This window comes from Paenibacillus mobilis (genome assembly GCF_058267595.1).
In genome coordinates this window covers 91,166-105,067 of record NZ_JBZCMS010000004.1, presented here as the reverse complement: position 1 = coordinate 105,067, position 13,902 = coordinate 91,166, and the positions used below count along the sequence as shown (strand labels likewise).

At 57.8% G+C, this 13,902-nt stretch carries 13 protein-coding genes; all 13 read right to left on the bottom strand.

Annotation, left to right across the window (positions count from 1 at the left end):
* Positions 1–59 precede the first annotated feature (59 nt).
* Entirely contained in the window at positions 60–665 is a 606-nt protein-coding gene (locus tag AC3ZPD_RS09090) for a nucleotidyltransferase family protein (protein ID WP_490983976.1), read from the bottom strand.
* Positions 658–1,836 (bottom strand): XdhC family protein, encoded by a 1,179-nt coding sequence (locus tag AC3ZPD_RS09085; RefSeq protein WP_490983975.1) that lies wholly within the window; start codon positions 1,834–1,836, stop codon positions 658–660. The genes AC3ZPD_RS09090 and AC3ZPD_RS09085 overlap by 8 nt, the downstream gene beginning before the upstream one ends.
* Positions 1,837–1,896: 60 nt before the next feature.
* A complete protein-coding gene (locus tag AC3ZPD_RS09080; protein ID WP_490983974.1) occupies positions 1,897–4,128 on the bottom strand; it encodes a xanthine dehydrogenase family protein molybdopterin-binding subunit in 2,232 nt (743 codons plus the stop codon).
* Entirely contained in the window at positions 4,125–4,613 is a 489-nt protein-coding gene (locus tag AC3ZPD_RS09075; protein ID WP_490983973.1) for a (2Fe-2S)-binding protein, read from the bottom strand. The genes AC3ZPD_RS09080 and AC3ZPD_RS09075 overlap by 4 nt, the downstream gene beginning before the upstream one ends.
* Before the next feature lie 21 nt (positions 4,614–4,634).
* Positions 4,635–5,594, bottom strand: coding sequence for a substrate-binding domain-containing protein (locus tag AC3ZPD_RS09070; protein ID WP_490983972.1), 960 nt, complete (start codon positions 5,592–5,594; stop codon positions 4,635–4,637).
* Entirely contained in the window at positions 5,591–6,463 is an 873-nt protein-coding gene (locus AC3ZPD_RS09065) for an FAD binding domain-containing protein (protein WP_490983971.1), read from the bottom strand. The genes AC3ZPD_RS09070 and AC3ZPD_RS09065 overlap by 4 nt, the downstream gene beginning before the upstream one ends.
* 85 nt (positions 6,464–6,548) lie before the next feature.
* On the bottom strand, positions 6,549–6,863 hold the full coding sequence (locus AC3ZPD_RS09060; RefSeq protein ID WP_490983970.1) for a 2Fe-2S iron-sulfur cluster-binding protein: 315 nt from the start codon (positions 6,861–6,863) through the stop codon (positions 6,549–6,551).
* 38 nt (positions 6,864–6,901) lie between these two features.
* A complete protein-coding gene (locus tag AC3ZPD_RS09055; RefSeq protein WP_490983969.1) occupies positions 6,902–8,602 on the bottom strand; it encodes an FAD-binding protein in 1,701 nt (566 codons plus the stop codon).
* 24 nt (positions 8,603–8,626) lie between these two features.
* A complete protein-coding gene (locus AC3ZPD_RS09050) occupies positions 8,627–9,406 on the bottom strand; it encodes a LamB/YcsF family protein (protein ID WP_490983968.1) in 780 nt (259 codons plus the stop codon).
* A 160-nt stretch (positions 9,407–9,566) separates the two neighbouring features.
* A complete protein-coding gene (locus tag AC3ZPD_RS09045) occupies positions 9,567–10,997 on the bottom strand; it encodes a UbiD family decarboxylase (protein WP_490983967.1) in 1,431 nt (476 codons plus the stop codon).
* A 19-nt stretch (positions 10,998–11,016) separates the two neighbouring features.
* Positions 11,017–12,078: an ABC transporter substrate-binding protein gene (locus tag AC3ZPD_RS09040; RefSeq protein ID WP_490983966.1), complete on the bottom strand. Its 1,062-nt coding sequence runs from the start codon at positions 12,076–12,078 to the stop codon at positions 11,017–11,019.
* 106 nt (positions 12,079–12,184) lie between these two features.
* A complete protein-coding gene (locus tag AC3ZPD_RS09035; RefSeq protein ID WP_490983965.1) occupies positions 12,185–12,988 on the bottom strand; it encodes an ABC transporter permease in 804 nt (267 codons plus the stop codon).
* 16 nt (positions 12,989–13,004) lie between these two features.
* Positions 13,005–13,781: an ABC transporter ATP-binding protein gene (locus AC3ZPD_RS09030; protein ID WP_490983964.1), complete on the bottom strand. Its 777-nt coding sequence runs from the start codon at positions 13,779–13,781 to the stop codon at positions 13,005–13,007.
* Positions 13,782–13,902 lie beyond the last annotated feature (121 nt).

The window sequence follows — 13,902 nt, the reverse complement described above, 5'->3', positions numbered from 1 at the left end:
AACCGCCCGGCGGTTCGGAACGGTTTCCTGTTTAAGTCCTCTGTCCGGAAATTCGGCGGTCAGACATCCGCTATTTCCCGGATATATCTTTCGTAGTCCTGGGGCGTATCTATATCGCCCGGCGCCGGAAATCCGGCGTCCACGTAGCGGATCCGGGATTTGTATTTCTGAAGCAGCTTCCGCGCCCCCTCATCGCCTGACAAGCTTTCAAGCTCGCGAAAAAGGGTCGCGTCAAATAAAACCGGATGGGCCGGACGGTCCGTGTAGCGGGCCTGAACGATCGGCGCCCTGCTTTCCAAGTAGAGCTCCGCTGCGCGGCGGATCAGCCGGGGATCGATCAGCGGCTGGTCGCCGAGCAGCACCATGATGCCAAGCGGAGACCGGCCAGCCGCAAGCGTTGAGATGCCCGCAGCCAGCGAGTCTCCGAGACCCAGCCGCGACCGGTCCGTTTCCAGCCATTCCGCCGGCAGGCCGACCAGATGCTCACGTCCGACCGGGCCGTTTTTGGACATTATGACCGCCACATGCAGCGGCCCTGCGGCCAGGACGCGGCTGACCGTCTGCCTCAGCAAGCTGCCTTCAGGAGCGGGCAGCAGCATCTTCGGCGTGCCCATCCTGCTGGAGGAGCCTGCGGCCAGGATCAGCACGCTGATCCGCTCAAGCATGGCTGTGCTCCTCCTGATGCCGTGCCGTCGGCTTTGCTGCACCGGTCTGGCCGGCCCCGGGAATAGGAGGAACGCTGCGAACGCTGCCTCCAACGTTTCCGAGACCTTTGCGGTCGCGCAGAAAACCGCCGCTTTGGCCGCTGCGGCAGGCCGCCGCCTCCGCCAAAATGCTGAGCGCAATCTCTTCGGGCGTCTCCGCGCCGATGTCCAAACCCGCCGGCGAATAAAGCTTATCCAGCAGTCCGGCATCAAACGACGGTTCCTCCCGGTAAATATAGTTCAAAATCTGCTCCAGCCTGTATTTAGAGCCAACCAATCCCATATAAGCAATGTCGGCCCGGATCAGCTGCCGGACCGCTTCACGGTCCAGCTCCAGGTTGTGGGTCATGACCACCACAAATTTGCCTGCCACGTCGGCCTGCGCAAAAGCCAAACGCGGGACGATCAGGACATCGTCCACACCCGGGAAATGCTGCCGAGTCGCCTTGTCCGTGTTATGGTACAAGAGGCTGACCTTCCAGCCGAGCTGTTTGGCCAAGTCGCTTAGAACGCGCGCATCTTCGCCCACGCCGACAACGACCAGCTCGGGAACAGGACGGACAAGCTCCACCAGCAGTTCCAGCACGGCCCCGTCCTTCACCGTTTTCACCAGGCCTGCGGTCTGCCCCTTGCGGAACTGTCCGGCATAAGTTCCCGGCGCGGAGGGATCGGCGGAAGCCGTCCAACGCTTGCCGGCAGGATGGACAAGCGGGTCCGAGGAAGCCAGAACCGTTACCGTCTCATAGGGAATCCGGCTCGTTTGGCGGCGGCGATAATCGGAGGCCAGCTGCTCCGACTCCTCCGGAAAACGGACAGGATCGTACAATTCCAGCCAGATGCCAACTGCTCCGTTGCAGCCGACGCCCAGACCCCATACCTCATCTTCTCCCGCCCGGAAATCGTAATTCAAACGGCGGGGAACTCCCGTGGCAAATACTTCCGCGGCATGTTCCTTCAAGTCCTCTTCAATGCAGCCTCCGCTGAGGATGCCCCTGATTTCGCCATGCTCCAAAATAACGCAGCGTGCGCCTTCCCTGCGGTAAGCGGAGCCGTCCACATCCACGACGGCAGCGATGACGCAGGTTTCACCGTTTGATTCACAGTCCTGCAAAATCCGGATGATTTCTTCCATCGTTTCTCCCTCCCGCCCGCACAACCGGATGAGCCGGCTCCGGCTCCCGCCGGTTGTGGCCTATACGTTCTGCAGCGATTTCCATACCTTTTCCGCCGACAGCGGCAGGGTATACCCCCGTTTGCCCGTCGCATGGGCAATCGCATTGGCGATGGCGCCGGGCACCGGATCAAGCGCCACCTCGCCGATCGATTTGGCGCCAAGCGGCCCGTTTGGATCCGCCCCCTGGATAAAAAAGACCTCCGCCTTCGGCATATCGCCCGCCCCCGGCATCCGGTAATCCATCATCGAAGGGTTCATGACTTTTCCTTCCTTGACCAGCAGATCCTCCATCGTCACCCAGCCGACGCCTTGGGCGATCGCGCCCAAAACCTGGCCTTTGGCCATCGTTTCATGAATAATGGTGCCTGAATCATGTACTGCCCAATATCCGGTCACTTTGGTTCTGCCCGTATCCGGGTCAACTTCAACTTCGGCGACGTGGGCCGCGAATGGATAATTCGGCGAAGGATGACCGAAATACGTAGCGTCCGGGAGCACGGTATCCGGCACGTAGGTCTCCTTGATCTCGAGTTCTTCGCCTGCATGCCGGGTCCGATACCAGGCGGCCAGCTCGCTTAAGGCATAAGTTTTTCCGCCGCAAACGGCGGCCCCTTCCCGGTATTCCGCGGTCTCGTCAAACATCTCCCGAGCCAGTTCCGTCAGCTTGCGGGCCAGCGATGACGCGGCTTTTTGCACGGCATTGCCTCCCATCACCGTACTGCGCGAAGCCAGGGTGCCAATGCCGAACGGGTAACGGCCGGTATCGCCCGATTTGACCAAAACGGCTTCTTCCGGAATGCCGAGAACTTTCCCCGCAATACGGGCATACGTCAAAGACATGCCCTGTCCAAGCTCAATCTCCCCGGTTTCCACCTCGATCTCCCCGTTTTGCTTCAGGCGGATGACCGCCGTCGAGCCGTCGAAACGGGGGTCGATCGCCCGGAATCCGGAGACGTGGTTCGCCACCGCAAGGCCAAGCCCCCGGTAAGGCGGCAGCGAAGAGCGCCGGTCCCAGCCGGACAGCTCCTTCACTTTTTCAATGCATTCATCCAGCCTGCAGGTGTCAAGACGATAGCCGTGCAGCGTCGTATCGCCTTGGTGGACGATGTTTTTCAGCCTCAGCTCGGCGGGGTCCATGTCCAGCGCAAGCGCCAGCTCATCAATGACGCTCTCCACCGCAAACAGCATCTCCGCATTGCCGAAGCCGCGCATGCACGTTGTGGGACTGTTATTCGTGTAACAAAGATAACCGTCCGATTGGACGTTGCGGAAATGATAGATATTGTCCGCCCGGGTGCACACGGTGGAAACCACGTTAGGGCTCCAGTAAACCCGTGCTCCGGCATCCGCATAAACGGTAAGCTTTTTATAAACGAAATGACCCTCCGCATCCGACCCGATTTCGATATCGAAGGTCAAAGGAACACGGGGGTGGGCCGTAATCATATCCTCGTACCGGTCCAGGATGATTTTGACGTGCCTGCGGGTCACCATCGCCAGCGCCGCCGCAATCACATGCACCTTCAGGACATATTTGGAGCCAAAGGAACCCCCGATCGGCGGTACGATGATTCTCACCTTATCTTCCGGCAGTCCGAAACCGGCCGCATAGGTTTCCCTTGCCCGGTACGGGATGTGCGAAGGAGCCCAGATGGTGATGCCCTCTTCGTCGGACCAGCTGGCAATCGCGCCGACCGGTTCCAGATGCCCCTGATAAACACGGTTGGAATAATACCGGCCGCCTTTGACGACCGCCGCCTGCTGCCGCCCTTCCTCCACATTCCCTCGGCTTACGCTGACGTGCATAGGCAGGTTGGCTTCCACTTCTCCATGCAGCAGCAGCGCTTCCGGTTTCATGGCCTCTTCCGGATCGAATACGCCGGGAAGCGGCTCGAATTCCACTTCCACCAGCTCGAGCGCACGCCGGGCCGCCTCTTTCGTTTCGGCTGCAATCGCCACGATCTCGTCGCCGATAAACAAAACCCGGTCTTTGGCAAGGATGTTCCAATCCTTGAATTTGGTCGGCCCATATTTATGGTCCGGCACATCGTCCGCCGTGATCACCGCCACGACACCTTCCACTTCGCGGGCTTTGTCTACGTTTATGGAAAGAATGCGGGCGTGAGCGTAAGGGCTGCGGTAGATAGCCCCTACCAGCTGCCCGGGGAAATTCATGTCATGCAAATAACGGGTTTCGCCGGCAAGTTTCGCGCCGAGGTCGGCGGGTGATTTTTTTCTAAGCTCGCTCATAAGCTCGCCCCCCTCGCCGCCAAAACCTGCTCGGCCGAACGAATGATGCCCACATAACCCGTGCAGCGGCACAGGTTGTTTTTCAGCGCAGCACCGACGTCCCCGTTAAACAAAGCCGGATTCTGCAGCCAGGCCCAAAGCGTCACCATGACGCCGGGGGTGCAGAATCCGCACTGCACGCCGCCGTTCTCCTGCATAGCCGCCATCAGCGATTGAAATTCGGGCTGGCGCGCCAGCCCTTCAATCGTTTCTACCTGCTGCCCCTGCACGGAAGCCGCGGGAATCAGGCAGGAGACGACCGGTTGTCCTTCCAGCAGCACCGTGCACGCGCCGCATTCCCCGGTCCGGCAGCCGATTTTGGTTCCGGTGAGTCCTTCGCTTTCACGGATCACGTCCGCCAGCGACGCGGCGGGTTCACCCGCCCACTCTACTTCCTGCCCGTTAAGGTTCAGCCTGATTTTGTCGTCTTGTCGTCCAGCGCTCACAAAACCGCCTCCCTAGTTTGTTTAGGTGTTCAGCACCGACTCGTGGAACAATTCTTCGAGGGAAAGGCTGCGGTGCAGCAGACCGTCCGCCTGCAGGTAAGTGATAAATTTTTCGATTTGGGCCCGGTTCTGCTTGAGGCCATACGGCCACAAATCCCCGTTCATCAGCTTGGCCGAGCTTTCCACGGATTCCCATAGGAACGGCGCCGATGTATAGTTTTTGATCGTCTCCAGCATGCCGGAGATGCCTTCATCCTTGATTTCCAGCATTTGTTTGTACAGCTGTTCCGGAAGATCCGGGTGCTGCCGGGCCGTCTCCGCGTTGACCGAAACCAAGTGCATAATCGGAAAAATCCCCGTTCGGCCGTAATATTCCCGTTCCACGTTCCACACGTCCGGAATCAGGCGGCGAAGAACCCCACCTTCTCCCGAGGCCGGAAACAGGTGGGCCGGCGGGCGGCGAGCCGTCATGATCGCGTCCACCTTACCTTCTACAAGCGCCGCAAAAATATCCCCTTCGGTCAGCACCGCCGGAATATCGACGGGAACCCTTTCGGGGCGGAAGGTAAACCACTGCATGTCTTCGTTGGCAATGCCCCACTCGTCGCGGAACATGCCTCTCACCCAAACCGCTGCCGTCATCTGGTATTCGGGGAACCCGAACTTCCGCCCTTTGAGCTCGGAAGGATGCTGCCAGGGACTGTCGGAGCGGACATAAATGGCGTTATGGCGGAAAGAACGGGAAAGGAACACCGGAACCGCGGTCAGCCGCGCGTCTCCTCCGCCTCTGGCAATCAAATAAGAAGCCAGGGAAAGTTCGGAGACGTCATAAGCGGCTTCGGAAATCTGCTTCACAAAAATATCCTCAATCGATTCTTGCTGCACCTCTATCGAATAACCCGGGATGCTGCGCGCCCCCGTCAACAGCTTAAGCGTACGGTCGCTTTCCGACATCGCTACGGTCAGCTTTTGGTCCGTCATTGGTTTTCCTCCTTCTCGTTTCCCGCGATCTGATCCAGCAGCAGCTTGGCTGCACGCTGCACATAAGTACCGACCAGAGCGCGGCGGTATTCGTCGCTTGCCCTCACATCCGTTATAGGCGAGCTTGCACCGGCGTACAGGTTGCCCAGCTTTTTCAGCTTGTCGGCATTCAGCTCGCCTTTCCAGCTTTGCTCTTCTTCTTCGCTGAGGACAAAAGGTTTAGGGGCAGCAGCGCCGACGGCCGCCGTTCCCCAATCGATCCGCTGCCCCCTGCCGCTCAGCAGGAGCGCAACGGACACGATGGAAATATCGGTTGCCGAACGCTGGTCATGACGCAAAAAGACCTGCGGGACATCCAGGTTTGCCGATGGAATAAACAGCGAAACGATCAGTTCCCCTGATCGGAGACCCGTACGTTTGGGGCCGGTAATAAATTCGGAGACCGGAACGGTCCGGGTTCCGTCTTTGCCGGCAAGCCGGACCTCGGCTCTGTAGGCCGCCAGAGGGACCACCATATCGGCGGCAGGCGAAGCGTTGGCAACATTCCCGCCAAGCGAAGCCCGGTTCTGGATCTGCCATCCGCCGACGGTTTTGGCTGCCTGCTGCAGCGCCGGCACGGACGAAAACCGCTGGTCCTGCCAAATTTCCGCCGCCGTTACCGCTGCGCCGATTTCAAGCCCGGCTTCGGTGCGCCGGACTTGCTTCAGCTCCTTCACCCGGCCGATGTCGACCCAATCGGCCGGTTCGGCTTCGTTCAAATAACGCTGCCCGTTGACAAACAAATCCGTTCCCCCGCACACGATGCGGGAACGATTCCCGGAAAGCAGCTCAAGCGCTTCGCTTAAGCTGCGAGGCTGAAACCAGGCCATGGTTGGTTCCTCCTAAAAGTTTTATGAAGGACTACTTCTATAGAAAATACTTCGCAATAAAACTTGCTTCGAAAGCACCCTCGGCTCACTCCAGCCCTGTCGCCAGATCCTTGATCCACGGCAAAGCGCGCAGCGGCTCGATTTTGACCTCCGTGTCCGGCACGGCGCGGATGCTGCACAGATACCCCGCTTTCCCGTTTACGAGTGCGGAGCATTCCTTGCAGGCATTCGCCGAACGGCAGGAATATCTGACCGAAAAAGAAGGATCCTGATGTTCCCGAATCCAGAAAATAGCGTCCAGCAGGCTCATTCCGTCCTCATAAGGGACCTCAAACTGTTCGGTATATTCACCGTTTTCGGCATCTCCGCGCAGGACGTTTAAATTGACAACCGGCATCATGCAAATCTCCCTTCTGATTAAACCTCTATGGGGCTTTCTTATTTAACGGCAGCAGGCAATTCGATCTGCCGGAGCGTCCATTCCCCGTCTCCGTTCAGTTCAAAGCTTGAGCTCAATGGGACATCCATCGTTTCGTCATGGTCCAGACGGACGTGCGCACCGCGTGTTTCCTTGCGGGCCAGCGCACCCAAAATGATGGCTTCGCTGATTTTAAGCAGATTGGCCGCCTCGATTTTTTCAATCAGGCTTAACGCAAACTTGCTCGGCCGGGCAAGCGAAATGGCCTGCAGCTCTTCCTTCAGGCCAGCCAGCGCTTTCTGCGCTTCAAGCAGCCCGCTTTCCGTCCGGAGCGGTCCGGCGCCCTGCCACATCACCTGCTGAAGCTTGCGTTTGTAGGCCTGCAGGGAAGCCGTGTCCTTCTCGACTGGCTGCGGATGCCAGAAACGCTCCAGCACGGCGGTTTCTTCCTCCAGCGCTTGGCGGACCGCCGCTTCGTCGATTTCGTTTTTCTCGCGAGCCGCGGTTTCGCCCGCAATCCGGCCCGTGACCAGCGCTTCCGTGATAGCGTTGCCGGACAGACGGTTCGCGCCGTGCATGCCGTAGATCAGCTCGCCAGAAGCCAGCAATCCCGGCACCCGCGTCCGCATGGCGTCATCCACTCTTACGCCGCCGAGCATAAAATGCGCCATCGGGGCGACTTCGACCATGTCTTTGGTCAGGTCCACGCCCTGGTTCCGCAAAATGTCGATGACCGGGCCGAACGCTTCTTTCAGCTTCTCCTCCGGCACCATCCGGAAATCGAGGTAAGCTCCCCCGTGCGGCGTGCCGCGGCCGGCTTCGACCTCGCGGAAAATAGCCAGAGTAGTCTGGTCGCGCGCAGCCGTATACCGGCCTGCCACCTCGCCGTTGTATTTATCCATAAACTCTTCTTCATTGCCGTTTAAGAGACGGCCGCCGAGCTTGTAGCGGAAAGGATCCCACATAATCGGATCGATGCCTACGAGCGGCGGGAACAAGTGGGCAATCGGGAAAAACTGCACCATTTCCATATCCCGCACCTCTGCGCCCGCTTCAGCCGCGAGTACGTAACCGTCGCCGGTCATGTTGGCGGAGGCGCTGTTGCGGGCGAACGCTTCCGTCAGGCCGCCCGTCGCCAGGATGATCGAGGACGCCGCGATGCTGACCGGCCGGTACTGCTCCATTTCAAAGCCGACGGCTCCAACCGCTTTTCCGTCCTCGACGACGATTTTGGTAATCATGATATTTTTCAGGCGTTTGATCTTCGGATCCCGCCAGATGGATTTCTTTAACCCGGCGGATGTCGCGCCGCCCGTGTTCAAAATATCCACGTAAACGCAGCGCGCTTTGGAGTGCCCTGGCGCAAAAGCCTGGGATCGTTTGCCTTCAGGCGTCCGCGCCCATTTGACCCCGTAACGCTCCGCCTCCAAAATAACCTCCGGCCCCCGGTCCACGATCGCACGGACAATGGACGGATCGGCCAGCCCACGGCTGCCTTTCATCGTATCCTCGAAATGGACCTGCGGGTTATCCTCTTCCGCTTCTCCCAAAGCTACGGCTACGGTCATCTGCGCCAGAATGGTCGCTCCGCCCCGGCCGATCAAACTTTTGTCGGTCAAAATAACGTCGGCACCTTCGTCCGCCGCCGCCCGGGCCGCCATCATGCCGGCCGCTCCGGCGCCAATAATCAACACATCGGTCCGTAAATGAAGTTTCTCCACGGTTTCTCCTCCTTCGTGCGCCCGTCAGGCGTTTTGTCCGAATGTTTTGCCTGGTGCCTGAACGGTGATCCCTGCGGCCTCCAGCGACGTTCTGATTTTGGCTGCAAATTCTACGGCATGAATCCCGTCGCCGTGAATACAGATCGTATCCGCCTGAATCGGAACGTCAATGTTTTGCTGCGACAAGACCTTGCCTTCCTTGACCATCCGGATCACCTGCTTCAAGGAGATTTCGTCATCCGTGATCATGGAATTGGGCAGCCGGCGCGAGGTCAACGAGCCGTCCGCCTGGTACGTACGGTCGGCAAACACCTCGCTGACCGTACGCAAGCCCGCTTTGTTTCCGGCGGTAAGCAGCTCGCTTCCGGCCAGACCGTACAGGATCAGCTCGGGATCGACCTTATAAACCGCTTCGGCAATCGCCTCGGCCAGCGCCGCGTTTTTGACGGCCATATTGTACAAATTGCCATGTGCTTTCACATGCTGCAATCGGGCGCCTTCGGCTTTAACGAAAGCCCACAAAGCGCCAATTTGATAGACTACGAGATCGTAAGCCTCCTGAGGAGAAATATCCATATCCCGCCGGCCGAAGCCGATCAGATCCTGCAGCCCTGGATGCACGCCGATCGCTACGCCACTCTCGAGCGCCAGCTTTACCGTCTTGCGCATCGTGGCCTGATCTCCCCCGTGGAAACCGCAGGCGATATTCGCGGACGTCACGTATTTCAAAACTTCCTGGTCATTCCCCAGCGTATAAGCGCCAAAGCTTTCGCCCATGTCGCTGTTCAAATCTACGATAGTCATGGTTTGTTTTCCCTCCCATTGTTTGTTCACGGCCAATCTGTAAAACTGCCGGTTTCCGATAAGAAACAGCCAGCCCCAGCCCATTGCGGCGCCTGAACAAGTCAGGCCTCCGGAATGGGCTTGAGGCTTAAAAAGGTTTAAAAAATTATAGATTGCCGCTTTATTCCGGCAGCCACTTGCTTTTCTCTTCTGCGTTCAAATGACGCAGCGCCTGCAGCTCCGCAAGCTCCACCTGCTCGCGCGGAACGACTGCTCGCTTCGGAAAGACGACCGGCGGCGCGGGTTTGGTCGCGTCCACGACCACGGCGCTGGACATGCGCGGCGTGTTTTTGCCTTCGGCGTTATACTCCCAGTTGGTCGGGAGCAGTCCGCCCGGGCCGTTCCATTTCGGGATCACGAGCAGATCCCGCTCGGCATCGAAACGGGTGCCTATGGCCCAGGCGATTTCTTCCCCGTTAAACACGTCGATGTCCTCGTCTACGACCACGATGTGGCGCAGGTTTTCCTGCTCGGTATTCAGCGCGGCAAAGGCCGCTTTTTTCACGTCCGAATCTCGTTCTTTGCGAAGCGAAATATAGCAGTTCATCCGGCTGTAGAAAGGCACGTTAACCGTCTTCAGGCTCGGCACGACTTGTTTAACCGTTTGATAAATGCTGCCCGAACGCGGCACGCCGCCTACCACCAGATGCTCGCGTCCAGATGCGACGATGTCCTGGAAAATCGCGTTGTTCCGGTGGGTAATCCGGGTGATGCGGATTGTCGGCACGGAGCCGCCGCCGAGGTAATGGCCCGGCCATTCGCCAAAAGGCCCTTCCGCATGGTCGTTGTCCGGCAGAATTTCGCCCTCCAGAATGATTTCGGCATGCGCCGGAACCAGCAGATCGGAGGTATCGGCCTTGACCAGCTCAAGCGCTTCGCCCATCAAGGCGCCCGCCGCTTCGTATTCGCCGCCGATGCCCTGTACCCGGGATACGGCGCCCATCAGAAAGCCGGGATGGTGGCCCAGCGCAATGGCGATCGGGGCGGGTTTGCCCTGCTGCTTATATTTTTTATAGATCAGGCCGCCGTGGTGCGCCCCCAGAAACCAGACGCCCATATCGCGTTCGTTGAAGATTTGGTGCCGATAAATGCCGGCGTTGATCTGTCCCGAATCAGGATCACGGATAATCATGACGCCTGCGGACAGGTAAGGGCCACCGTCGAGCTCGTTATGCACCGGAATCGGCAGCTTCGACAAATCAACGTCCTTCTCTTCGATCACCCGTTCCTTAACGGTAGCTTGGGACGGTTCAACGACGACCGGATCGATCGGCTTTTGCAGCTTCTCCCCGTAAACCCGCGGAATATCCTGCACTTCGCAGCCCAGATACAAAGCCACCCGCTCGTAGGAGGTAAGCAAATTAGAGATGCAGGCGATTTCCGAGCCTTTTACCTGGTTAAACAGGAGGGCCGGATAGTCGCCTTTTTCCGCAAGCGCCGCCGCATAGGCGGTAATGCCGAAACGCGGGTCCACCTCCGTGTCCACCAGACGAAGACTGTTTTCATTTTGCCGGACCAGCTGTGCCAGATAAGATCTCAAATCTTTAGCCATAGTCTTGAAGGTCACTCCTTTATTGTGGAAGTAAAGACAGGTCAACGGTTTTGTCAAACGGAATTTCCTCGGTGATGACGCCTTGTTCGATTTCGATGTCGGATACCTTTTTGGCACCGGCTTCCGTTACTTTCAGCCCTTCCGGCACTTTGGCCAGCTGGTTTTTCACAGCCGTTTGCATGACGTCTGCAGGAACCTGGTTGAACGCTTTCTGCATGGCTGTCACCGCTGAAGCCGGATCCTGCTGCGCACGGTCGTTAATTTCGGTACTCACCTGAAGGAAACGGCGCATGGCGTCCTGATTTTTGTCCACCCAATCCGTTTTGGCCATCACGACGATGCCCGCAAAATCATACGGCGGATCGTACAGCACCCGGTAATTGCCCGTAGCTACCATCTGCGAAATCGTCGGCTCGGAGGCCATGCCGCCGGCCGCCTTGCCGCTTTCGATCGCAGCCAGCATCGTTGCGCCGCTGCCGCCGTTAATGATTTGGGCGTCTTTGTTCCCGTCAATCCCTACCTCTTTCAGCCCCTCGCGGAGAACCGTATCCGACAAGCTTCCGACTTTGGTTACGGCCAGCGTTTTCCCTTTCAAATCCGCCAGGGATTGGTAAGGGGCATCTTTTTTGACTACTAGCGCGTAACCGCCGCCGTTAAAGATTTCGCCGTAGGCCTTAACGCCAAGCCCGTTTTTCTGCTGTCTCAGCACGTGTTCGTAAGAACCGAGCGCAATATCAAGGCTGCCGCCGACCAGCGCCTGCACCATGTCTGCGCCTGAGCTGAAATCTTCTTCTTTGACGGTGATTCCCGCTTTCTCGTAAGAGCCGTCGTTGATGCCGATTTGCGCGATAAGCGGAGTCATGCCGCCGCCGACCAGCCCGACGCGAATCGTGACCGGCTCCTGGGAAGATCCTGCCCCTCCGGCATTGCCGGCGTTTGAGCCTGAAGCGGCACCCGAAGCCGTTTCAGCCGGCTCCGCACCGTTGCCGGACGATGCCGAATTATTGCCGTTCCCGCACGCTCCCAGCACCATCATCATCAGTACCAGCAGCGCAGCAATCGAAATCTTTGTTTTTTTCATTTTCCATGCCTCCCCTATCTCTTAATTGGATTTGATATTGAATTCGGCCCGGCTTTGCCTGTCAAGGCCCGCATAGTTTGAGCGGGCGCGCCGAAAACGGACTGGCTTAACGGTATTTCAGCAAACGGCGTTCGATCTGGATAATGATCTGCTCCAAAGCCACAGCGATGATCATGATCAGCACCAGGCCGGTGAAGATCCCGGTCGTATCCAGCATGTTCGAAGAATAAGTGATGTAATAACCCAGCCCACGGTTGGAGCCGACCAGCTCGGCAATTACCGAACCGATGAGTGCCATCCCGATATTCAGGCGGAGACTGGTCAAAATCCAGGTCGTAATGGACGGGAAAACGACCCAGCTCAGCTTATGCGTCCATTTGGCCTTGAAGGTGCTCATCATATCCAGCAGGTCCTTGTCGATATTGCGGACGCCCTCATAGGCGTTATAAAAAGCGACAAAGATGACCATCGCCACAACCATCAAAATTTTGGAGGACATGCCGATGCCGAACCAGACGATGAAGAGCGGGGCCAGCGATACTCTCGGAAGGCTGTATAAAGCCATGATGTACGGGTAAACCCATTTCTGAAAAATGCCGCTGAACGCTATCGCAATCCCGAGCAGCGTCCCGCCGACCATCCCGATCAGCAGCCCGACGACGGATTCCTGCAGCGTAACGCTTAAGTGGAACCACAAATCTCCGTTCAGGGTCATGTCGTAAATCCGCTTGGCGATCAGCGAAGGTTTGCTGACCCAAAAAGCGTTAAATGCCCGGCCCGACAGCAGCTCCCAAAGGCCGATAATTACCACGAATAAAATCACTCTTCCCAGCCAGATGTTTCTGCTTTTATACCTTCCGGGAGTTGTGGAAGGAGGGCTTGAATCCCTCTCTTTCGGTTCCGAGGCCATGATTTCCCTCTCCTTTCTATTCTTCGCTGGACATTTGGGCCCAGATCTCTTTCTGCAGTTCTTTAAACACGGGATCAAAGCGGATATCGTAAAAAGGACGCGGCCGCTCCAGGTTGACCTTGAATTCGGCCTTGATTCTTCCCGGCCGGGCGGACATTACGATCACCCTGTCCGACAAAGCGATGGCTTCCTCGATGTCGTGCGTGATAAACAGCACGCTTTTGCCGACGCGTTCCCAAATGTGCAGAAACTCCTCGCCGATCTTCACCCGGGTCTGCGCATCCAGCGGTCCAAACGGTTCATCCATCAGATAAATGTCAGGGTCATACGCAAAAGTTCTGGCCAGCGCGACGCGTTTCTTCATCCCGCCCGAAAGCTGTTTGGGATGGTAGTTTCCGAAGCCTTCCAGCCCGACCATTTGCAGCAGACGCTGAATCTCCCGCTCCTGCTCCTCTTTGGGCAGTCCTTTAATGACCAGCGGCAGCCGGATATTATCCGACACCGTTTTCCAGGGCAGCAGCGCGTCGTTCTGGAACACCATGCCGACCTGTCCGGGAATCTCCTTGACGGGCTGCCCGTCGATCCGGGCCGTGCCGGCCGCGGGAGCAAGCAGGCCGGATACCACTTTCAGCAGCGTGGACTTTCCGCAGCCGCTGGGACCGATGACGGAAACAAACTCGCCGTCCTCCACCTTCAGGTCTACGTTTTCCAAAGCTACGGTCCGCTGGTTTTTGGTGTAATACTCCACCTTCAAATTCGATATTTCCAATTTGGCATAACCCTTGTCAGTCATAGCCGCCCTCCTCTCCTTCGGATATAAAAAAGCTTTATCTAAAATCCAGGCAGCCTTGTTTCTCTGCCTCGTTCCATCGTGAATGCACTAAAGCAAACGACTGTAGACCCGCCCTGCAAAA

Bases quoted from the DNA above. Each gene is read 5' to 3' on its own strand.
- AC3ZPD_RS09085 (WP_490983975.1), bottom strand. From the start codon at position 1,836: ATGGAAGAAATCATCCGGATTTTGCAGGACTGTGAATCAAACGGTGAA.
- AC3ZPD_RS09080 (WP_490983974.1), bottom strand. From the start codon at position 4,128: ATGAGCGAGCTTAGAAAAAAATCACCCGCCGACCTCGGCGCGAAACTT.
- AC3ZPD_RS09040 (WP_490983966.1), bottom strand. From the start codon at position 12,078: ATGAAAAAAACAAAGATTTCGATTGCTGCGCTGCTGGTACTGATGATG.
- AC3ZPD_RS09045 (WP_490983967.1), bottom strand. From the start codon at position 10,997: ATGGCTAAAGATTTGAGATCTTATCTGGCACAGCTGGTCCGGCAAAAT.
- AC3ZPD_RS09090 (WP_490983976.1), bottom strand. From the start codon at position 665: ATGCTTGAGCGGATCAGCGTGCTGATCCTGGCCGCAGGCTCCTCCAGC.
- AC3ZPD_RS09035 (WP_490983965.1), bottom strand. From the start codon at position 12,988: ATGGCCTCGGAACCGAAAGAGAGGGATTCAAGCCCTCCTTCCACAACT.
- AC3ZPD_RS09050 (WP_490983968.1), bottom strand. From the start codon at position 9,406: ATGACTATCGTAGATTTGAACAGCGACATGGGCGAAAGCTTTGGCGCT.
- AC3ZPD_RS09060 (WP_490983970.1), bottom strand. From the start codon at position 6,863: ATGATGCCGGTTGTCAATTTAAACGTCCTGCGCGGAGATGCCGAAAAC.
- AC3ZPD_RS09065 (WP_490983971.1), bottom strand. From the start codon at position 6,463: ATGGCCTGGTTTCAGCCTCGCAGCTTAAGCGAAGCGCTTGAGCTGCTT.
- AC3ZPD_RS09070 (WP_490983972.1), bottom strand. From the start codon at position 5,594: ATGACGGACCAAAAGCTGACCGTAGCGATGTCGGAAAGCGACCGTACG.
- AC3ZPD_RS09030 (WP_490983964.1), bottom strand. From the start codon at position 13,781: ATGACTGACAAGGGTTATGCCAAATTGGAAATATCGAATTTGAAGGTG.